The following is a 20,894-nucleotide window of genomic DNA, read 5'->3' on the forward strand; positions in this document are numbered from 1 at the left end:
TGTCCCCACCCATTTTGACCAGGCCCCTCCACCATGGCAGCAACTGCTGAAAACCTTATCGACACGCCACCAGGCACGCCGGCCCCCGCTACCCCGTCGTTTTTCCAGACGACCATGGGCAAGCGCGTTGCCGTGGGTGGTGGTGTCGCGCTCATTCTGGCGTTGATGATTGCGGTCTGGATGTGGAGCCAGGCGCCGGAATACCGGGTCCTGTTCGCCAACTACAGCGACCGCGATGGCGGCGCCATTACCGCGTCGCTCGACCAGATGGGTGTGCAGTACAAGTTTTCGGAAGGCGGCAACGCGATCCTCGTGCCGGCCGAACATATCCACGATCTGCGCCTCAAACTCGCGGCCCAGGGCTTGCCGAAAGGCGGCAACGTCGGCTTCGAGCTGATGGAAAACCAGAAGCTGGGCGTCTCGCAGTTTCTGGAACAGGTCAATTACCAGCGCTCGCTCGAAGGCGAGCTGGCGCGTTCGATCCAGTCGCTGGGGTCGGTGGCCGCGGCGCGCGTCCACCTGGCGCTGCCAAAACCATCCGTCTTCGTGCGCGACCAGCAAAAGCCGACCGCGTCCGTGCTGCTGAACCTGCAGCCGGGCCGCGCGCTCGATCCGGGCCAGGTCAGCGCCATCGTCCACCTGGTCGCGTCGAGCGTGCCGGAACTGACCACAGGTAACGTCACCGTCGTCGACCAGAACGGCGCGCTGCTGTCCGATACCAGCAACAAGGGCGCGGGCGGCAAGTCGCTCGATCCGACCCAGCTCAAGTACGTCGACCAGGTTCAGCAGAACATCATCAAGCAGGTCGAGTCGATCATCAAGCCGCTCGTCGGCGAAGGCAATGTGCGCGCTGAAGCCACCGCCGAAGTGGACTTCGCCCAGGTCGATACGGCCGCCGAAATGTACAAGCCGAACTCGCCACCGGAGCCGCAGGCGATCCGCAGCACGCAGAGTTCGGAAGTGGTCGGCGCAGGCGGCGCGGCATCCGGCGTACCGGGCGCGCTGTCGAACCAGCCACCGGGTGTGAACACGGCGCCGATCCAGGGCGCACCACCGGCCGAAGCAGCTGCACCGAGCGCCCCGACCAGCAAGAACTCGACCACGAATTACGAAGTCGACAAGACCATCCGCTACGAGCAGCGCCCGATGGGCGGCATCAAGCGCCTGACGGTCGGCGTGGTCGTGAATCACCGCCGCATTGTCGACCCGGCCACCGGCAAGGTCACCGTGCGTCCGCTGGCTGCGGCCGAAGTGGCCCAGATCAACGAGCTGGTCAAGCAGGCGATGGGCTACAACCAGGCCCGCGGCGACACGCTGAACGTGACCAACGCGCCGTTCGACGGCGTGGACAAACCGGCCGAGGCAGTGGTAGAACCGACCTGGTGGAGCGATCCGGCGAACTTCCCGCTGTTCAAGGACCTGGCCCGCTATGCCTTCGTGGCTGCCGTAATCGCGTTCCTGTACTTCCGCTTCCTGCGTCCGCTGCTGCGCCCGGCCATCAAGAAGTTCGACGAAGCCACCGCCGTGCCGGAAGAGCCGAAGGAAGAAGAAAAGGACGAGGACGCCGAAGAAGAAGTCGCCGACACGCCAGCCGAAGAAGCGATCAAGGAAGAAGAAAAGATGCGCCAGGACATGGGCTATCGCGCCAACCTGAAAATGGCGCAAGAGCTGGCAAGCAAAGATCCGCGCATCGTCGCCAACGTGATCAAGGGATGGTTGGGTTCAAATGAGTGATAAAGACAAAGACAATACCAACAAGGCCGCCATCCTGATGCTGGCCCTGGGCGAAGCCGAAGCGGCCGAGGTGATGAAGTTTCTGGGCCCGCGCGAAGTGCTCAAGCTGGGCGCGGCGATGGCGCAGATGAAGGCGGTGCAGCACGAACAGGTGGTCACGGTGCTCGAGGATTTCGTTACCGAAACCAATCTGCACTCGACCGTCGGTCTGGATTCGGACGAGTACATCCGCCAGGTGCTGACCAAGGCGCTGGGCGACGACAAGGCGGCCGTGCTGCTCAACCGTATTCTCGGCGGCAAGGACGCGTCGGGCATCGAGAGCCTGAAGTGGATGGACTCGGTGTCGGTCGCCGAACTCATCCGCAACGAGCACCCGCAGATCATCGCCACGATCCTGGTCCACCTCGAGCGCGACCAGGCCTGTGAAATTCTGGCAAACTTTACGGAACGGTTGCGCAACGACGTGGTGCTGCGCATCGCAACGCTCGACGGCGTGCAGCCAGCGGCGCTGCGCGAACTGAACGACGTGCTGACCAAGCTGTTGTCGGGCAACGAGCACATCAAGAAGTCGTCGCTGGGCGGTGTGCGTACGGCGGCCGAGATCTTGAACTTCATGAGCGGCGAGCAGGAATCGGCCGTGATGGACAACATCAAGAACTACGACAACGACATGGCGCAGAAGATCATGGACGAGATGTTCGTGTTCGACAATATTATCGATATCGACGATCGTGGTATCCAGTTGCTGCTGCGTGAAGTACAGTCCGACATGCTGATCATTGCGCTCAAGGGCGCCTCGCAGGATCTGCGTGAGAAGGTGTTCAAGAATATGTCGCAGCGTGCCAGCGAAATGATGCGCGAAGACCTGGAGTCGAAAGGTCCCGTGCGCTTGTCTGAAGTGGAATCCCAGCAGAAGCAGATTCTGCAGATCGTGCGGCGACTGTCCGATGAAGGCCAGATCGTCCTGGGTGGTAAAGGAGAGGATTCGTTCGTCTGATGGCAATTTCAAAAGAACAGCAGAGCGCCTACCAGCGCTGGGAGATGGCCTCGTTTGGCGACGAGCGCCCCAGCACGCTTGCCCGGCGCGCTGCTGAGCAGCCATCCGCGCCCGCAGCGTCGGCGGGCGTATCGCTGAACAGCCTTGGCCTTGGCCTGCCGCCGAACGTCATGCTGCCCAGCGTCGAAGAACTCGAAGCAATGCGCGAGGCGGCGCGCCAGGAAGGCTTCGCACAGGGCCTGGACGAAGGCCGCGAGCAGGGCCGCGCCGACGGCCACGCCCAAGGCCGCGCCGAAGGGCATGCCGAAGGTTTTGCTGCCGGCAGCGCCGAGGGCGAGCAAGCCGCCAAAGAAGAACTAGAGCAATTGCGCACGGTCGCCGCCAGCTTCGGCAACGCCGTGGCGCAGGCCGACGAAACGATCGCCAAGGATGTGCTCGACCTCGCGCTGCGCCTGGCGCGTGGCATGGTGCGCACTGGCCTGGACGTGCGGCCCGAGCTCATCATGTCAGTGGTGCGCGACGCCATCAACCAGTTGCCGATCCTGCAGCAGCCCGCCCTTCTGATGCTCAATCCGCAGGATGCCGAACTGGTACGCCATGGCATGGCCGAAGAACTGGCCACCGGCGGCTGGCGCATCATCGAGAATGCCACGATCGCGCGCGGCGGCTGCCGCGTCGAGACGGCCAGCAACCAGATCGATGCCCAGGTCGAGGCCCGCTGGCAACGCCTGACCCACGCGCTGGCCGCCAACGTCGACTGGCTGAGCCCGTAACATGGACGACCACACCACCCCGCAACCGCCCCAGGCATCCTCGCACGACCGCCACACGGCGCGCTGGAAAGCGTATATCCGCGATTGCGACACGCTCGTCAGCTTTGCCGAGCCGCTGCAGATTTCGGGGCGCGTCACGCGCGTGGCGGGCCTGGTGATGGAATGCGTCGGCCTGCGCCTGGCCGTGGGCGCAGCCTGCACCATCCCCACTGCCAGCGGCCAGATCGAGGCCGAAGTGGTCGGGTTCGAGGGCGAGCGCCTGTTTTTGATGCCGCAAAGCGACACCGAAGGCGTCGTGCCGGGCTCGCGCGTGTTCCCGGTCGAAAGCGTGCTGCCGCCACCGGGCAGCGTGCCGCACGGGCGGCGCCGGCCGCAAGACCGCGCGCGTCACCTGCCAGTGGGCATCCAGCTGCTGGGCCGCGTCGTCGATGGCGCCGGCCGCCCACTCGATGGCCTGGGGCCGCTCGGCACGTCCGACATGGCGCCGCTGAACGCCCGCCCCGTCAATCCGCTCGACCGCGCGCCGATCAAGGACACGCTCGACGTTGGCGTGCGCGCCATCAATTCGATGCTGACGGTCGGCCGCGGCCAGCGCCTGGGCCTGTTTGCCGGTACCGGTGTCGGTAAATCGGTCTTGCTCGGCATGATCGCGCGCTACACCGAAGCCGAGATCATCGTCGTCGGCCTGATCGGCGAACGGGGCCGCGAGGTCAAGGAATTCATCGACCAGATTCTGGGCCCGGAAGGCCGCGCACGCTCGGCCGTGGTGGCCGCACCGGCCGACTCGCCGCCCCTCTTGCGCCTGCAGGGCGCAGCCTACGCCACCGCCATTGCCGAGTACTTCCGCGACCAGGGCAAGAACGTCATGCTGATCATGGATTCGCTGACCCGCTACGCGATGGCGCAGCGCGAGATCGCGCTGGCCATCGGCGAGCCGCCGGCGACCAAGGGCTATCCGCCATCGGTGTTCGCCAAGCTGCCAGTGCTGGTCGAACGGGCCGGCAACGGCCTCGAAGGCGGCGGCTCGATCACGGCGTTTTATACCGTGCTGTCCGAGGGCGACGACCAGCAGGATCCGATCGCCGATGCCGCGCGCGGTATTCTCGACGGCCACATCGTGCTCAACCGCCACCTGGCCGAAGCGGGCCACTATCCCGCGATCGACATCGAACAATCGATCTCGCGCGCCATGCACTCGATCACGACGCACGAGCACCAGCTGGCGGCGCGCAAGCTCAAGCAGCTGTACTCGCGCTACCAGCGCTCGCGCGACCTGATCAGTGTGGGTGCGTATGCGGCCGGCAGCGATCCGGTGCTTGACATGGCCATTGCCAAGAACACCGAGATCGAGGAATTCCTGTGCCAGGAAATCCACGACAACGCCTCGCTTCCCGAGAGCTTGGGGCGATTGACCACGTTATTCTAGTGATTGCGGGCAACGTCATGCCGGTAGAATGTAATTCACCATGGCACAAGCTTCCGCTCTCGAAACACTGATCGACCTGGCGCAACGCGATTCCGACGCGGCCGCCAAGCGGCTCGGTGCGGCCCTGAAACTGGTCGAGGACGCCGAGCAGAAGCTGGCCATGCTGGTCGGTTACCGCGACGAATACGCGCGCAAGCTCGACACCGCCCAGATGGACGGCATCACCCCTTTCGCGTACCACAACTTCGTTGCCTTCATCGGCAAGCTGGACCACGCATTGAGTGGCCAGCGCGAGGTGCTCAAACATGCGCAGAACAAGGCGACGTTCGAGCGCACGACCTGGCAGGAAAGCGAGCGCAAGCGCCTGTCCTACCGCACGCTGAACGAACGTGCGGCAAGTGAAGCACTCAAGGTCGAGAACAAGCGCGACCAGAAGCAGATGGATGACCATGCAGCCCGTGGCGCCCGTTACAAACAACGCTGAACCAACGTCGATAGTCGAGTCCACCATGACGATGCAGACCAACACCCTCCCGTTCCAGATCACCGGCGCCAACGCCGCGACGCAGCGCCCGGCTACGCCGGATCGCCTGGCCGACGCAGCACGCAGCAGCGGCACTGGCGGATTCAGTGCCACGCTGAACCGTGAAATGGCCACGCGCCAGCCCGCTGCACAGCCACCGCAACCGGCCGCGCAATCAAAACCGGCGCAAGGACCGAAGCCGGCCACCGCCGACAAACCAACCAACCGCGATCCGGTACGTGAAGGCCCGACCCGGTCGACCATCCGCCCGCCGATGCACGATGGCGACGCCAAGTCCACGCAAGCGGCCAGCAGCAGCACGGCGGACGCAGCCAGCGACGCCGAGGACGCTGCGGCAGCAGAAGCGGCCGCGGCGGCAGCGGCAGCCACCACGCCCGTGACCGACATGCTGGCTTTCATGGCCAGCCTGAGCCAGCCGGCCAGCAACGCCGCCACCCTCAGCACGGACGCCGCCGCAGCCGGCGCCGCCACGGAAGGCGACGCCCAACTGACGGCGCTCGAAACGGCGCTCGACAATATGAAAGCCATGACCACCGGCGCCACCGACGACACGGACGCCGCCAGCGGCAAGGGTCAGGCACTCGCCAGCGGCGTGCAGCAGGCACCTGCCGACCTGCGCACGACGCAGGCGCCCGGCGCCGCGCTGCCACAGGGCGAGCAGGACGCCGGCCAGTTCCAGGCCCAGCTGCGCGATACACAGCAACAACAGCAGCAATTGCCGGTGGCCGAAGAAGCGCCGGCCCCGCTGGCCGCACTGCAGGCCCAGGCGGTCAAGGTCGATGCCATGGGCAATCCGGGGATGCCGGGCGACCGCATCCCGGCGCGCCTGGGCACCCAGGCCTGGGACAACCAGGTCAGCCAGCGCATCGTGTACATGGTCGGCAAGGAACAGGCGGCCACGCTGACGCTGAATCCGCCCGACCTGGGCCCCGTGCAGATCGTGCTGAACGTGACCAACGACCAGGCCACCGTGGCCTTCTCGTCCGACCAGCTCGACGTGCGCCAGGCGCTTGAAAACGCCCTGCCCCGCCTGCGCGAAATGATGAGCGAAAGCGGCATTGCGCTCGGCAACGCTACGGTCGACGCCAACGTGCCCGACGGGCGCCAGCAGCAGCAGGACAGTGACCGCCGCGCGCAGGGCGGTCAGCGCGGCGCCGGTGGTCTGACGGGTGACGGCCAGGATGCCGCGCCGGCCGTGAACGAGGTCGCGCCACGCACGCGCACCGTGTCGATCGGCGACCGTGGCATGGTCGATCTGTTCGCCTGATGCCGCACGGATGTCCCGGGGGCGGCCACACGGCCGCCCTTTTCTATTCTGTCATCGCGCCTCAGCAACAATCACACGGATTACCACGGCTTCCCCCCTCTTTTCGAGGCTTGCCGGGACGCATCTTTCCACGACAATGCCATAATGACGAACCCTCACCAACCAGCGGCAAAGACACATCTTGAAAGCGAATCCGAAAATGAAAGCTGATCCGAAAGCGGACACCGCAGCGGCACCTTCCGGCTCGAAGAAAAAGCTGATCATCATGATCCTCGCCGCCGTGCTGGTGCTGGGCGCAGGCGCCGGTGCGGGCTGGTACTTCACGCAGGGCGCCGCCGCCCACGGCGAAGAAGAAGACGCGCCGGCCAAAGAGCACAAGAAAAAGAAAAAGAAGAACCCGGACGCGAAAGCCGAGTACGTGCCGATCGAATCGTTCACCGTGAACCTGCAGCCGGAAAACGGCGAACAGTATTTGCAAGTACAGTTCACGCTGCAAGTGGCGGGCCCCGAGCAGGCCACGCTGGTGAAGGACAATATGGCGATCGTGCGCAACCGCATGCTGCTGCTGCTGTCGAGCAAAAAAGCATCCGAGATCAGCACCGTCGAGGGCAAGCAGCAGCTCGCCACCGAGATCCAGAAAGCAATTACCGAACCCTTCGAGAAAGATGGCGACGAACAGGAAGTGTCCGACGTATTATTCACCTCGTTCATCATCCAGTAAATCCAGACAAACATGGCCGATAATTTCCTCTCCCAGGAAGAAGTCGATGCCCTCTTAAAAGGGGTCAACGGCGATCAGGACGACATCTCGGCGCCTGAAGACACCTCGGGGGTCCGCACCTATAACCTGGCAACGCAGGAGCGCATCGTGCGCGGCCGCATGCCGACGCTCGAGATCATCAACGAGCGCTTCGCCAGGTATTTGCGGATTGGGTTGTTCAACTTCCTGCGCCGCAGCGCCGAAGTGTCGGTCGGCTCGGTGCGGGTGTCGAAATACAGCGAGTTCATCCGCAACCTCGTGGTCCCGACCAACCTGAACCTGGTGCACATGAAGCCGCTGCGCGGCACGGCGCTGATGGTGCTTGATCCGGGCCTCGTGTTCCTGCTGGTGGATAACCTGTTCGGTGGCGACGGGCGCTTCCACACCCGCGTCGAGGGCCGCGATTTTACCCAGACCGAGCAGCGCATCATCATGCGTATTCTCGACATCATCTTCGAGGCGTACGCCAAGTCGTGGGAGCCCGTGTTCCCGGTCGAGTTCGAGTTCATCCGTTCCGAGATGAACACGCAGTTCGCCAACATCGCCACCCCGAACGAAGTGGTCGTGTCGTGCACCTTCACTGTGGAGCTGGGCTCGGTGTCGGGCCAGATCCACTTCTGCATGCCGTATTCGATGATCGAGCCGATCCGCGATGCACTGACCTCGAGCCTGCAGGGCGAAGCGCTCGAAGTCGACAAGCGCTGGGTGCGCCTGATGACGCAGCAGATCCAGGTCGCCGAAGTCGAGCTGGTCGCGGTGCTGGGGCATGGCAAGGCCAACTTCGACGAAATCCTCAACATGAAAATCGGCGACGTGATCCCGATCGTGGTGCCCGAGATGGTGCAGGCCACGGTCGATGGCGTCCCCGTAATGGACTGCAGCTACGGCGTCTTCAGCGGGCAATATGCGCTGAAGGTCGAGAAGCTGCTCGCCAATAGCGACACATTCAACAAGTAATTGGTATATTGGCAAGGCGCATCGCGCTGGCCGCACAGGAGAACACCATGTCCGACAATCAGGAAGACCAGGAACACATCGACGACGATTGGGGCGCCGCCATTGCCGAGCAGGCTGCTGCCGAAGCGGCAGCACTCGAACGCCAGACGTCCTCCGCAGCCGCCGCACCGGTGGCCGCCGCAGCCGTATTCAAGGATTTTTCGAACAAGGGCGCGCGCAACGAAACGCCGAACGATATCGACTTCATCCTCGACATCCCGGTGCAACTGACGGTCGAACTGGGCCGCACCAAGATCGCCATCAAGAACCTGCTGCAACTGGCGCAGGGTTCGGTCGTCGAGCTTGACGGCCTGGCGGGTGAACCGATGGATGTGCTGGTCAATGGCTGCCTGATCGCCCAGGGCGAGGTGGTGGTCGTGAACGACAAGTTCGGCATCCGGCTTACCGATATCATCACGCCATCAGAGCGGATTCGCAAACTCAATAAATGACCGCACGCCGCGCCGCCAGCTATTTCACGACCATTGCGGCGCTGCTGCTGGCGGCGCCGCTCGCGCTGGCGCAGCAGGCGGCGCCAGCCACGGATACCACCACCGGCCGGGCGCCCGCACCTGCCGTGCCGGCGCCGACCACCGTGCCCGCCACGACCGCGCCGCCGGTTGCCGCGCTGCCGGGCGATACTGCGGCACTGCCTGGTGATGCTGCCGTGCCTGCCGCAGCGGAAGTCCCTGCCAGTGCGGCAGTGACGACTGCGCCATCCACCACGACCACCGCCCCTGCCATCACGCCGATGCGCCCGCCGCCGCAAGTCGCGCTGCCGGCCTCCAGCGGCTCGGGCGCGGCCGGCCTGCTGCAAACGATTTTCGCGCTGCTGCTCGTGCTGGGCCTGTTGATCGGCCTGGCCTGGCTGCTCAAGCGCTACGGCCCGAAGCCGGGTGGCGGCCTGGCCAATCTGCGCGTGGTCGGTGCGCTGAATATCGGCGGACGCGAGCGCATCATGGTGGTCGAAGTGGGCGACCAGTGGATCGTCGTCGGCGCCGCTCCGGGCCGCGTGAACGCGCTGCACACGATGCCGCGCCAGGACGTCGATCTGGGCGCAGGCACGGGCGCCGCACAAGGCGGCATCCCGGCCACACGCTTTGCCGACTGGCTCAAGAACACGATGGACAAACGCAATGCGTCATAAACACCTGTGGCTGGCCGCTGGCCTGGCCCTGCTGCCGCTGATCGCGGCTGCGCAGCCCGGCATCCCGGCATTCCAGAGCAGCCCGGCAGCCAACGGCGGCACCGCGTATTCGCTGCCGGTGCAGACGCTGCTGCTGCTCACTTCGCTCACCTTCTTGCCCGCTGCGCTGCTCATGATGACGAGCTTCACGCGCATCATCATCGTGCTCTCGCTGCTGCGCCAGGCGCTCGGCACCCAAACGGCGCCACCGAATCAGGTGATGGTCGGGCTGGCGCTGTTTTTGACCTTTTTCGTGATGGGGCCGACCTTCGATCGCATCTACAGCGAAGCGTATCTGCCGCTGCAGAACAACCAGATCCAGATGACCGAGGCCATGAACCGGGGCGCCGTGCCGCTCAAGGAATTCATGATCAAGCAGACGCGCGAATCCGACCTGGCCCTGTTCGTCAAGATTTCGCGCTCCCCGGCGCTGCAGGGCCCCGAAGACATTCCGCTGCGCGTCCTGATTCCGGCGTTCGTCACCAGTGAACTCAAGACGGCGTTCCAGATCGGCTTTGCGATCTTCATCCCGTTTTTGATCATCGACATGGTGGTCGCGTCGGTCCTAATGGCGATGGGCATGATGATGATGTCCCCGGCCGTCATCGCGCTGCCGTTCAAGCTGATGCTGTTCGTGCTGGTCGACGGCTGGCAACTTCTGCTGGGCTCGCTGGCCCAGAGCTTCTACTAGAGGACGCCGCGCGATGACTCCCGAGAGCGTGATGACGATGGGCCGCACGGCCATGGAAGTGACCCTGATGGTGTCGGCCCCACTGCTGCTGGTGGCGCTGATCGTTGGCCTGATCATCAGTATTTTCCAGGCTGCGACCCAGATCAACGAAGCCACGCTGTCGTTCATCCCGAAACTGGTCGGCGTGTTCGTTACCCTGGTGGTCGCCGGCCCGTGGATGCTGTCGGTGATGCTGGACTATATGCGCCAGGTGTTCACGGGTATTCCCGGCCTGATCGGCTAAGGCCCGCGTGCGCACGCCCGGAAGCGCCCGATGCTGACGCTGACCTCGGTGGAAATGAATGCCTGGATTGCCGGCCTGCTGTGGCCGCTGTCGCGCATTCTCGGCCTGATCGCTGCGGCCCCGCTGTTCGGCAATGCCAGCGTGCCGGTGCGTGCCAAGCTCGCGCTGGGCATCCTGCTGGCGATCGTCATCGCCCCCCTCGTGCCGGCCGTGCCGGCGGCCGACCCGACCTCGTGGGCGGGCCTTCTTATCCTGACCAAGGAAATGATCATCGGCCTGGCGATGGGCTTTGCCATGCGCATCGTGTTTGCCGCCATTGAATATGCCGGTGAAGTCTCGAGTCAGACGATGGGCCTGGGTTTCGCAATGTTCTTCGACCCCAGCACGCGCGGGCGCTCGTCGGCCATCAGCCAGTTCATGGCGCTGGTGGCGACGATGGCCTTCCTGGCCGTGAACGGCCACCTGATCCTGCTCGAGGCGCTGGCCGAAAGCTTCATCACGATGCCCATCACCGACACCCCATTTTCATCGAACACCGCGCTGGAACTGGTGCGCTGGGGCGGGCGCATCTTCTCGGCCGGGCTGCAGATCGCCATGCCGATCATCGCCGCGCTCTTGATCACGCAGGTCGCCCTCGGCATCCTGACCCGCGCCGCGCCCCAGCTGAACATCTTCGGCATCGGCTTTCCGATCACGCTCGGCGTGGGTTTTTTGACGCTGAGCCTGGTGCTGCCATACCTGGGCGCGCCGATCGTCAACCTGTTCAATCAGGGCATTGAAGTGAGCAGATCATTGCCTCGTGCGAGCAATCCGCAACCGGCGGCGGCGGGTGCGCAGCCGCCGGTCAGGCCGGTGGTGCCGGCGCCGGGGTGAGTCTTGCCAAGGCATCGTCCCTTGAAATGATCAAAACGCCACCGACGACTCACGAATACCAATACATCAGCGCCGCCTGGATATGGCAATTAATTAATCACTACCAATAAAAGCGATCAGTTAAAGGAATCATATGGATTTTGCTGGCCAAGTTGGAAGATTCCGAACCAATCGACCATTAACTGAGCAAGAAAAAAACCTGCAGTTGAAGCAAAATATTCGGCTCGATATTGAGCCACATTATCAGCTAAGCATTATTTCAATGAACTCAACCTACCTCGAGTCGGTTGATAAGTGGTACGGGAATAGAGGAACCATTACAGCAGTAATGCTAATAATTATCGGAATGTTATTGGCAATGTTTTTCGGAATGTTGCATGTCGCACTAACGAGAGACTCTCAGTCTGCGATAGGGAAGAATGACCTCACAATCCTTGTCGTAATTGGGCTCATGATTACCCCCTTTGTATTTGCCGCCATATGGGGACTGAAAAAAGATTCATTCTCTTTTACGCATTACCCATTACGCTTTGATCGGAAAATGCAAGTCGTGCATATTTTTCGGCATGATGGCACGGCATTTTCCATTCCCTGGAATGAAATATTTTTCACACTGACACCTGTTGACCAGCTCTACGGGTTCTGGAACATCATGGGCCATGTTCTGGATGCCGACAAATTGACCGTCAGAGAAAGCTTTGCATTAAGTGTCTCGTCTGTAGGAACTCCAGACGGCATGGCAATATTGCGCTCCCACTGGGAGTTTATTCGCCGCTACATGGAAGATGGCCCCGCCGCTATCGCCGGTCAAGTACAATACTGTATGCCAATTGCTGATCGGCGCGAAACATTCTACGTCGCGTTTTATCGGTCTTTGGCAAACAACAGTGGCCCAGCCATATTCATGCCAGCCTTGATATTTAATATTGCCTTCGACCTTTTAATATTGCCATTTCGGCTCTTCGCCATGCGCACCAGCAAACTGCCTCGATGGCCAGCAGAGATCGAAGCCCAATCAATGCTCGAGCGAGGCGATCCTTACGCCATTGCAGGCAGCGAAAAAGGTGACCGCGTCAGTCTTTATCCCGAGGCCGCCGATGCTGCTGGCGTCATGTTCACTGGCCCGCCGGGGAACCCGCTCGCAGCACGCCACGACAGGCGATAAACAGTTCACTGCTACAAAACTATTGCACACGCACAGTTGAAGCAACCATCAAAATAAGACGAGAATGTATGGATTTCGCAGGCCTTGTTAAAAAATTTCCGTCCAGTCGTCCTCTCTCAGATCAAGAAAAAAATTTACAGCTTAAGCAGAAGCAGCCTCTAAATATTAATCCACATCATCAGATGAGCGTTATCGAAATGAACTCAACGTATCTGGAGTCGGTCGATAAGTGGTACGGCGAAAAAGGGACCATCACCGCGCTTATGTTGATACTCGTTTTAATTTTTTCTGTGGGTTCGAGCGCAATGCTTTACGTTGCAGTAAATAGAGATCCGACTGATGGGGGCGGAAATAAGGATCTGGCGATTATGATTTTCGTAGGAATAACAACCCTGCCGCTAATTTCGGCTGCCATATGGGGGTTATTGAAAGAATCTTTTGCGTTTACTCACTACCCAATGAGATTTAACCGTAAAACTCGCATGGTGCATGTTTTTCGGACGAACGGAACAATATTGACGGCACCCTGGGACGATATTTTTTTCACGCTGATGCAAGTCGACCATGGTTACAAATTTTGGAATATTATGGGACACATTATCGCAGATGATAATATTACGGTCACGGAAAGTTTCGCCCTAAGTGTAACTTCTGACGGTTCTTCAGAGGGCATCAAAATATTAAAGTCGCATTGGGAGTTCATACGTCGATATATGGAGTCAGGGCCAGAAGCAGTGACTGGTCAAGTTGAATTTTGTCTTCCCATCAATAATAGACGTGAATCCCTTCGTATCGCAACCCGGCGTTTATTTGGGGAAAGCGATGGTAATGGGATGCGGGCTTTTCCGATAAATATTTTGGGCCTGGTGTTCTACACGATTGTATGGCCGTTTCGGTTCATTGCAATGATTACTAGTAAATTGCCACGTTGGCCAGCAGACATCGAGTCTGCATCAGCCATCGAAATTGGTGATCCGTACGCGATTGTCGGAACGGCGACAGGCCATCGGACCAGTCTGTATCCTGAAGCGGTTGTTGAAGAGCATGATTGAAGCAACCACTTAAATAAGAGAAAAATTCATGGATTTCGCAGGCCTTATTGGACAATTTCGTGTCAACCGCTCCCTGACCGAACAGGAAAGGCAGCTCCAGCTTCATCAAAAGCAGCGTCTTGATATCGAACCGCATTACCAGATGTGCGTTATCGACATGAACGCCACTTATCTCGAATCGGTCGACAAGTGGTATGGCGACAAGGGCACCATTACGGGAGTCACGCTGACAATCATCAGCATGCTCGTGGCCCTTTTTGCGGGCCTGCTGCACAGCTCGCTGACCAGGGAAACAGCAGGCATCAACAGCAACGACATGGGCATCCTGATCTTCGATGCGGTGCTGTCCTGTCCGCTGATGGCGCTTGCGATCTGGAACCTGTCGAAAGATGCGTTCTCGTACACTCACTATCCCCTGCGCTTTGATCGCACACACCGCATGGTGCATGTGTTTCGCAAGAACGGCTCGGTGCTGTCGCTGCCGTGGGACCGGATCGTTTTCACGATGAGCCCGGTCGACCATGTGTACAGGTATTTCAACATCCTGGGCCATGCGATGGCGGACGACAACGTCACCATCCAGGAAAGTTTCGCCTTGAGCGTATCGGAGGTTGGCACGCCCGAAGGCTTGACCGTCTTGCGTTCGCATTGGGAATTCATCCGTCGATTCATGGAAGACGGCCCAGCCGCCGTCATCGGGCAAGTGCAATTCTGCCTGCCCATCAAAGTGCGGCATGAGTCCCCCTGGTTTGGCGTGCAGCGCCTGATGGCAGGCGATGTCGGCACGCCAATGATGTTCCCATTGCTGGTGTTCAACTTGGCGTTCAGCGCGCTTGTCGTACCCTTTCGATGGATTGCCATGCGCACCAGCAAGCTGCCTCACTGGCCAGCCGAGATAGAAGCCGTATCGATGATTGAAGATGGCGACCCATACGCCATCGCCGGGAAGGCAAATGGTGACCGGATCAGCCTGTTCCCCGTAGCGGCTGAGGCGGCCGGCGTCCGGTTCACCGGCCCACCAAAAAATCCGCTGGCACCAAGAACCGAATGAAACGCGATCCAGTACCGCGAGCGCGTGGTGCTGGACGGGATGGACGGCTTTCGCCGGCGCGTTGCTGCCCTGCCGTCGAAACCGTCGGTGATGCTGGCCGTGGGCGAGCTGGAACAACCGTCAATCGCAAACGGCCCATTACAGGGCCGTCACGCCATCGCCGCCGCACGCCACATGGTGGACAACGCGCGCGAACTCGGCGAGGGGCTACAAAAGGCCAGTACATGGGGTATTCTGGAAAATCAACGCTATTTGAATATGACAAAAGAACAATTGCAATTAACATTAGTGCTTGAATAAGGTATGAGCCATGGATTTCGCAGGCTTAGTCGGAAATTTTAAAAAAATCGCCAGTTAACTGAGCAAGAAAAAAGCCACCGACTTCATCAAAGCAAGAAAATCGATATCGAACCACATTATCAAATGAGTGTGATCGAACTGAATTCAGCATATTTTGAATCCGTTGATAAATGGTACGAATCAAAAGGTACCATTACGGCAGTTAGCTTGACAATAATTGCCATGTTCACTGCAGCATTTGCGGGTCTTTTACATGTTGCGCTCACACGTGAAAATTCTTCTGGCATCAGCAGCAAAGATTCAGGCATCTTGATTTTTGCTGCGATAATTTTTCTGCCGATTCTTGCATCAGCAACTTGGTTGTTGTTCAAGGATTCTTTTTCTTTTACACATTACCCATTGCGATTTGATCGAAAAAACCGAATGGTATATGTGTTTCGCAAGGATGGCTCTGCACTATCAATCCCATGGGTTAAAGTGATTTTTACTTTAAGCCAAGTGGATCAAGGATATAAATTTTTCAATATACTGGGGCATGCGATGGCTGACGATGGCGTCACCATCAAGGAGAGTTTCTCACTGAGTGTTTCTTCTACTGGCGATACCGATGGATTGGCAGTATTAATTTCGCACTGGGAATTCGTCAGGCGCTATATGGAAGATGGGCCGGATGCGGTGATAGGACAAGTGAAGTTCTGCCTGCCCATCAAGATGCAGCGAGAATCAGCTTGGTTCGGCGCCCAGCGTCTGATGATCAGAACCGCTGGGGCGCCGGTAATGTTCCCCGTGCTTGTGTTCAATTTGGCGTTCAGTGCGTTGATTATTCCTTTCCGTTGGATCGCGATGCGCACTAGTAAAGTGCCGCACTGGCCAGCCGAGATCGAGGCCAAGTCGATGATGGCGGATGGCGACCCTTACGCCATCACAGGAGCCGGAAACGGTGACCGGATCAGCCTGTTTCCCGCAGCGGCTGACGCCATGGGTGTAAGGTTTACCGGTCCTCCGGGCAATCCGCTTACGCCTGGAGCTTCTCCTTCGTCGGCCGATTCACCACAACGACAGAATGTGCCATCTGCCAGGCCTACCCTAAAGAAGTAGCGGCCATGCTCGAGCAAGTGCCAATGAATAACGCGCTTGTCTGGTGCATGCGGTAGGGCATATTCAGCAAACATGTCGTTGCGCTGCTCGCGCAGCTTGATTGATACTGGTGACGGGCCGACGCAAACAGGCATCCATCGCCAAAAGAGCGCTACACGGCTGCAACGTCATGTCGGCAGGCCGCTCTCGCTGAATCAGCCAATGTGCTCGGCGCTGCGAGGGGGGCAGGACCCAGCCGCCACTATCCCTGCGTTTAGACCGCAAACGGCGAACGGTACTATCGGTTCGCGAGAAAGGCTCTGCTGTCGCCCGGTTCACCGGACCACCAAAAAATCCGCTGGCACCACGGGCCTGACGAAAGGCGTCGTGCGCTATTATGAGAATAATTCTCATTTGAAGCCAGGCGCATGATTGCCCTTCCCCTCCCAGTCAGTTCTCCATCCCGTCGCCGCGTGTTGGGGGCAGCCGCACTTGGCGCCATGACGATGCCATTTGCCCGTGCAGCTAACCTCTGGCAACCCGCCACACTGCAGCAGGCCCGGCAACTCGACATCACCTCACCCATCACCGGCCAGACCTACCGCATCTTCATCAGCATCCCGACCACCCCGCCGCCATCTGCTGGCTACCCGGTCATCTACGCGCTGGATGGCAACGCGACCTTCCCGACACTGGCGGTGATGGCGCGCACGATTCTGCCGCGGGGGGCTGCGCTGCCCGTCGTCGTCGGCATCGGCTATCCGGGCGAGTTCGATTATGGAATGGGGCGCGGGCGCGACTATACGCCGCCTTCGGGCGCGGACGGCCCCGCGAAGGAAGGCGGCGCCGACCTGTTCCTCGACTTTATCGAACGCGAACTGAAACCGCTGATCGCGACGATGGCGCCGCTCGATCCGGCGCGCCAGGCGCTGTATGGCCATTCATATGGCGGCCTGTGCACATTGCACGCGCTGTTCACGCGCCCGGCAATGTTCCAGACCTGGCTGGCGGCCAGTCCATCGATCTGGTACCGCGAGCGGGTGGTACTGGATGGCATCGACGGCTTCAAGCGGCGCGTTGCCGCCCTACCCGCGAAGCCGTCCCTGATGCTGGCGGCGGGCGCGCTGGAACAACCGTCCACCGCGAACGGCCCGCTGCAGGGCCGTGACGCCATCGCCGCCGCACGCCGCATGGTGGACAACGCGCGCGAGCTGGGCGAGCGGCTGCAAAAGACCAATACGCTGGCGCGCGTGCAATTCCACCTGCTGACGCACGAGGACCATGGGTCTGCAACCTTCCCGGCCATGGCGCGTGGTCTTGAATTTTTCCTCACCTGACCTGAAGCGTAAAAAAATACCAATTAATTGTGCAGTAGTGCGACTTAGCCAACCAACAATATTGCCAAGACCCTGCTAGCCTGACGATCCCGGTGCCTCGCTGCGCCAGCCGCCGACCCACTCATGGGCACGATCGACAATGACTCTTTCCAGACCTCTCAAAATTACCGGCTGGATCTTGCTGGCCATCACCGTGGCAGTGATCCTGTTCCTCATGCTGTTCGACTGGAACATGCTGCGTCCCTATATCAACCGCAAGGTGTCGGAAACGACCGGGCGTGAATTCGCGATCCGTGGTGACCTGGACGTCAAGTTCCAGCGTGATCGCAATGGTGAAACGGGCTGGCGGCGCTTCGTGCCGCAGCCGCATATCACGGCCGACAATGTCTACATGAGCAATCCTGCCTGGAGCACGGTCGGCACGCAGATGGCCGCCGCCCAGCGCATCGAAGCCGGCGTGCGCATCCTGCCACTGCTGACCAAAGATGTCGTGATCACCGACCTGCGCCTGGCCAATCCGGACATCGCTGTCCAGCGCCGCGCCGATGGCAGCAATTCGTGGACCTTCAAGGACAACGGCCCCTCCGAATGGAAGGTCGATCTGCAGCGCCTGGCCTTCGACAGCGCCAAGGTGCGCTATGTCGACGAGCCGATGAGCCTGGACCTGCGCGCCACGGCCGACTCGATCAAGGGCGGCGAAACCGCCTCCACGGCCGCAGGCGTGCCGCCGTATGGCCTGGCATTCAAGCTGGCCGGCACCTATAACAAGGCGAAGATCACCGGTGGCGGCAAGGCCGGTGCCGTGCTCTCGCTTACCGGCGACAACACCAGCTTCCCGATCGAAGCCGAAGCCACGGCCGGCGAAAACAAGCTCGGCCTGCGCGGCATCATCCGCGATCCGCGTTCGCTGTCGGGCTTTGCCCTGCAAATGCAACTGGCCGGCGCCAGCATGGCCGACCTGTACGGACTGACCGGCGTGCTGCTGCCGGAAACGCCGCCGTATGCTACCAAGGGCACCTTGCTGGGCAAGAAGGACGGCGACTTCTGGACCTTCACCTATAAAGACTTCACCGGCAAGGTCGGCGCCAGCGATATCGCCGGCACGCTCGCCTACGCCCAGCGCAAGCCGCGGCCGCTGCTGACAGGCGCGCTGACATCCAAGCAACTGCGCCTGGCCGACCTGGGCCCGACCGTGGGCGCCGATACGGGCGAAGGCACCAAGGCCGCGGGCAAGGTCCAGGCGCCCGCGCCGGGCAAGGCCCTGCCTGTGGACCAGTTCAACACGGCCAAATGGGGCGCGCTCGATGCCGAGGTCAAGTTCACCGGCAAGCAGATCCTGCGCACGGCCGACATTCCGCTGCGCGATATCGAAACCACGATCCGCATGAAGGACAAGGTCCTGACGTTGACCCCGCTGAGCTTTGCGCTGGCGGGCGGGCGCATTACGTCGAACATCCGCCTCGACGGGCGCGAGAAGGTGCTGGATGCATCGGCCCGGCTGGCGGCGCGCGGCGTGAAGATCCGCGAACTGTTCCCCAAGCTGCAATCGATGCAGGCAACCTTTGGTGAAATCAATGGCGATGGCGCGCTGGTCGGCAAGGGCAACACCGTGGCCGCCATGCTGGGCACGTCGCAGGGTGAGATCAACGCCGTCGTTACCGAGGGCACGGTCAGCCAGTTCGTCCTCGAACTGGCCGGCCTGAACGTGGCCAACGCCGTCTACGTGAAGATTTTTGGTGACAAGCAAACCATGCTCAATTGCGTGGCGGCGACCACCACGGTGCGCAATGGCCGCGCGAACATCGATCGCTTCGTGCTCGACAGTGAAGATGCGGTGGTGAACGCGACCGGCTATGTCGACCTGGCGACCGAGAAGCTGGACGTGGACGTGCGGCCAAAAACCAAGGGTGCGCGCATCCTGTCGCTGCGCACGCCGCTGTATGCGCGTGGCACGTTCAAGGATCCGAAAGTGGGGCCGCATGCCGGGCCGCTGGCGCTCAAGGCCGGCGCAGCCGTGGCGCTGGCAGCGATCAATCCGCTGGCCGCCCTGCTCCCGTTGATCAACGTCGACAAGGCGCCCGATACGAACTGCGGCGCCGAGATCAGCGCCGCGAAAGAACCACCAAAGGTGAACGGTAAGGTCGCGCCGAAGATCAAAGGTAGTTGAATAGCGACAGGCCCGACATCGTCTTGAACGACATCTGCGCCGCCTGCAGCGTCATTTGCTGCTGCGAGAAGTCCGAGATGGCCTTGACGGTGTCGAGGCCTACCAGGTCGTCGAGCGTGGAGGCGTACTGGATATCCAGGTCGTCGCCGGTGCTGTCGAGGTAGTCAAGTTCTTTCATGTGCGCGCCGACCGATGACTGCACCGTCAGCACGTTCTCGTGCGCGTTCTTGAGGTTATCGAGTGCCGTATTCAGGCCATTGGTCAGCGCCGCTTTGCCGGTCGAGCCTTCGCCCGCCAGTCGCAGCGTGGAGATCAGGTCAGTGACCGTCGTAAACACGGACTGCTTCTGGCTCGGCTCAATGCTGAAAGTATCATCTTGTGCTGGTGCGCCCTTGATGTCAAAGGCCATCCCATCGATCTCGATCTGATTGCCGTCTTTGTACGGCAAACCCTGTTTGTTGGCCACGGGGCCATCCGGGTCCTTGGTATTCACGGAATACGTCGTTACCGGCGGCGTGGTTGCGCTGACGGCGAACTTGATCTCGTATTTCGTGCTGGTCAGTGCATTGCGGTCCACGACCGAACCGGACGAGATCAATGCCGCCCCGGTATTGTTGGCCCCGGCCTGGGTCTGGAACGTCCCATTGCCTGTGGGGATCGCTTCAAAAATGGCGCTGCCCGATGCCGACAGCGGCAGCTTGCGCGAATCGCTGACCTGCAACTGACGCACGCCCTGGTCACCCTGATAGGTGGCGCCGCCTGGAGAGCTTGTGAACGGCTGAGTGGTGGTCTTGTAGCCCGAGAACAGATAGCCGCCCGCACCGTCGGCGGTATTGGCCACGCCCAGCAGGTCGGCCAGCCGGCCTTCGAGTTCGGTGGCCAGCTTCTCGCGATCGCTCGGCAGCATCGTGGCATTACCAGCTGAGACGGCCAGCGTCTGGATGTCCTGCAGCAAGTCACCTGTATTCTGCAGCGTCGATTCCACCTGCGCCAGCGACGACTTCGCGCTGTTGCGGTTAGTGGCGAACTGGGCATTGATTTCCTGCGACTGGCTCACTTCGAGCGCGCGCGCCGAGGCGACCGGATCGTCGGCGGCGGTGAGCAGGCGGCGGTCGGTCGACAGCTGCATCTGCGTGCGCGCGAGCGCGCCTTGCAGCGTGTTGAGCTGGTTGGTCGAAGTTGCATACAGGTTCGCGGTACTGATTCGCATGATGT

The 20,894-nt window shown here is 60.9% G+C and carries 21 protein-coding genes; 20 read left to right on the forward strand and 1 reads right to left on the reverse strand.

The features are described 5' to 3' along the window. The first annotated feature begins 33 nt into the window (after positions 1 to 33). The 20 genes from fliF (at position 34) to HD842_RS16060 (ending at position 19,679) form a co-directional block, all read left to right on the forward strand. Entirely contained in the window at positions 34 to 1,734 is a 1,701-nt protein-coding gene (gene fliF, locus HD842_RS15965; RefSeq protein ID WP_183555709.1) for a flagellar basal-body MS-ring/collar protein FliF, read from the forward strand. Beyond that, positions 1,727 to 2,731: a flagellar motor switch protein FliG gene (gene fliG, locus HD842_RS15970; RefSeq protein WP_183555710.1), complete on the forward strand. Its 1,005-nt coding sequence runs from the start codon at positions 1,727 to 1,729 to the stop codon at positions 2,729 to 2,731. The genes fliF and fliG overlap by 8 nt, the downstream gene beginning before the upstream one ends. After that, on the forward strand, positions 2,731 to 3,504 hold the full coding sequence (gene fliH, locus HD842_RS15975; RefSeq protein WP_183555711.1) for a flagellar assembly protein FliH: 774 nt from the start codon (positions 2,731 to 2,733) through the stop codon (positions 3,502 to 3,504). Before fliG ends, fliH begins: the two co-directional genes overlap by 1 nt. A 1-nt stretch (position 3,505) precedes the next feature. Beyond that, positions 3,506 to 4,930, forward strand: coding sequence for a flagellar protein export ATPase FliI (gene fliI, locus HD842_RS15980; RefSeq protein ID WP_183555712.1), 1,425 nt, complete (start codon positions 3,506 to 3,508; stop codon positions 4,928 to 4,930). Between the two features lie 40 nt (positions 4,931 to 4,970). Further along, complete coding sequence (gene fliJ, locus HD842_RS15985; RefSeq protein WP_183555713.1) at positions 4,971 to 5,414, forward strand: flagellar export protein FliJ; 444 nt, start codon at positions 4,971 to 4,973, stop codon at positions 5,412 to 5,414. Positions 5,415 to 5,439: 25 nt separating this feature from the next. Further along, positions 5,440 to 6,741 (forward strand): flagellar hook-length control protein FliK, encoded by a 1,302-nt coding sequence (locus tag HD842_RS15990; RefSeq protein ID WP_183555714.1) that lies wholly within the window; start codon positions 5,440 to 5,442, stop codon positions 6,739 to 6,741. Between the two features lie 199 nt (positions 6,742 to 6,940). Beyond that, positions 6,941 to 7,462, forward strand: coding sequence for a flagellar basal body-associated protein FliL (gene fliL / locus HD842_RS15995; protein ID WP_183555715.1), 522 nt, complete (start codon positions 6,941 to 6,943; stop codon positions 7,460 to 7,462). Positions 7,463 to 7,474: 12 nt separating this feature from the next. Continuing rightward, entirely contained in the window at positions 7,475 to 8,458 is a 984-nt protein-coding gene (gene fliM / locus HD842_RS16000) for a flagellar motor switch protein FliM (protein ID WP_183555716.1), read from the forward strand. A gap of 47 nt (positions 8,459 to 8,505) precedes the next feature. Continuing rightward, positions 8,506 to 8,949, forward strand: coding sequence for a flagellar motor switch protein FliN (fliN, locus tag HD842_RS16005; protein ID WP_183555717.1), 444 nt, complete (start codon positions 8,506 to 8,508; stop codon positions 8,947 to 8,949). Further along, a complete protein-coding gene (gene fliO / locus HD842_RS16010) occupies positions 8,946 to 9,644 on the forward strand; it encodes a flagellar biosynthetic protein FliO (RefSeq protein WP_183555718.1) in 699 nt (232 codons plus the stop codon). Before fliN ends, fliO begins: the two co-directional genes overlap by 4 nt. Continuing rightward, the gene (gene fliP, locus HD842_RS16015) at positions 9,634 to 10,374 is read left to right on the forward strand and encodes a flagellar type III secretion system pore protein FliP (RefSeq protein ID WP_183555719.1); all 741 of its coding nucleotides are present in this window, start codon (positions 9,634 to 9,636) and stop codon (positions 10,372 to 10,374) included. The genes fliO and fliP overlap by 11 nt, the downstream gene beginning before the upstream one ends. A gap of 13 nt (positions 10,375 to 10,387) precedes the next feature. Then, on the forward strand, positions 10,388 to 10,657 hold the full coding sequence (gene fliQ, locus HD842_RS16020; protein WP_183555720.1) for a flagellar biosynthesis protein FliQ: 270 nt from the start codon (positions 10,388 to 10,390) through the stop codon (positions 10,655 to 10,657). A gap of 30 nt (positions 10,658 to 10,687) precedes the next feature. After that, entirely contained in the window at positions 10,688 to 11,530 is an 843-nt protein-coding gene (gene fliR / locus HD842_RS16025; RefSeq protein WP_183555721.1) for a flagellar biosynthetic protein FliR, read from the forward strand. 133 nt (positions 11,531 to 11,663) lie between these two features. Then, entirely contained in the window at positions 11,664 to 12,695 is a 1,032-nt protein-coding gene (locus tag HD842_RS16030; RefSeq protein WP_183555722.1) for a DUF6708 domain-containing protein, read from the forward strand. Positions 12,696 to 12,763: 68 nt separating this feature from the next. Further along, positions 12,764 to 13,747: a DUF6708 domain-containing protein gene (locus HD842_RS16035; RefSeq protein ID WP_183555723.1), complete on the forward strand. Its 984-nt coding sequence runs from the start codon at positions 12,764 to 12,766 to the stop codon at positions 13,745 to 13,747. Positions 13,748 to 13,775: 28 nt separating this feature from the next. After that, entirely contained in the window at positions 13,776 to 14,798 is a 1,023-nt protein-coding gene (locus HD842_RS16040; protein ID WP_183555724.1) for a DUF6708 domain-containing protein, read from the forward strand. A 39-nt stretch (positions 14,799 to 14,837) separates the two neighbouring features. Continuing rightward, the gene (locus HD842_RS16045; RefSeq protein WP_183555725.1) at positions 14,838 to 15,098 is read left to right on the forward strand and encodes a hypothetical protein; all 261 of its coding nucleotides are present in this window, start codon (positions 14,838 to 14,840) and stop codon (positions 15,096 to 15,098) included. Between the two features lie 123 nt (positions 15,099 to 15,221). Then, positions 15,222 to 16,196, forward strand: a complete 975-nt coding sequence (locus tag HD842_RS16050; RefSeq protein WP_183555726.1) for a DUF6708 domain-containing protein — start codon at positions 15,222 to 15,224, stop codon at positions 16,194 to 16,196. 479 nt (positions 16,197 to 16,675) lie between these two features. Then, a complete protein-coding gene (locus HD842_RS16055) occupies positions 16,676 to 17,512 on the forward strand; it encodes an alpha/beta hydrolase (protein ID WP_229424788.1) in 837 nt (278 codons plus the stop codon). 139 nt (positions 17,513 to 17,651) lie between these two features. After that, positions 17,652 to 19,679, forward strand: coding sequence for an AsmA family protein (locus tag HD842_RS16060; RefSeq protein WP_183555728.1), 2,028 nt, complete (start codon positions 17,652 to 17,654; stop codon positions 19,677 to 19,679). Here HD842_RS16060 and flgL read toward each other — a convergent pair. Continuing rightward, the gene (gene flgL, locus HD842_RS16065) at positions 19,666 to 20,889 is read right to left on the reverse strand and encodes a flagellar hook-associated protein FlgL (RefSeq protein ID WP_183555729.1); all 1,224 of its coding nucleotides are present in this window, start codon (positions 20,887 to 20,889) and stop codon (positions 19,666 to 19,668) included. The two genes, HD842_RS16060 and flgL, sit on opposite strands and share 14 nt — an antisense overlap. Positions 20,890 to 20,894 lie beyond the last annotated feature (5 nt).

The sequence above is a fragment of the Massilia aurea genome, from assembly GCF_014200505.1.
Classification (GTDB): domain Bacteria; phylum Pseudomonadota; class Gammaproteobacteria; order Burkholderiales; family Burkholderiaceae_D; genus Telluria; species Telluria aurea_B.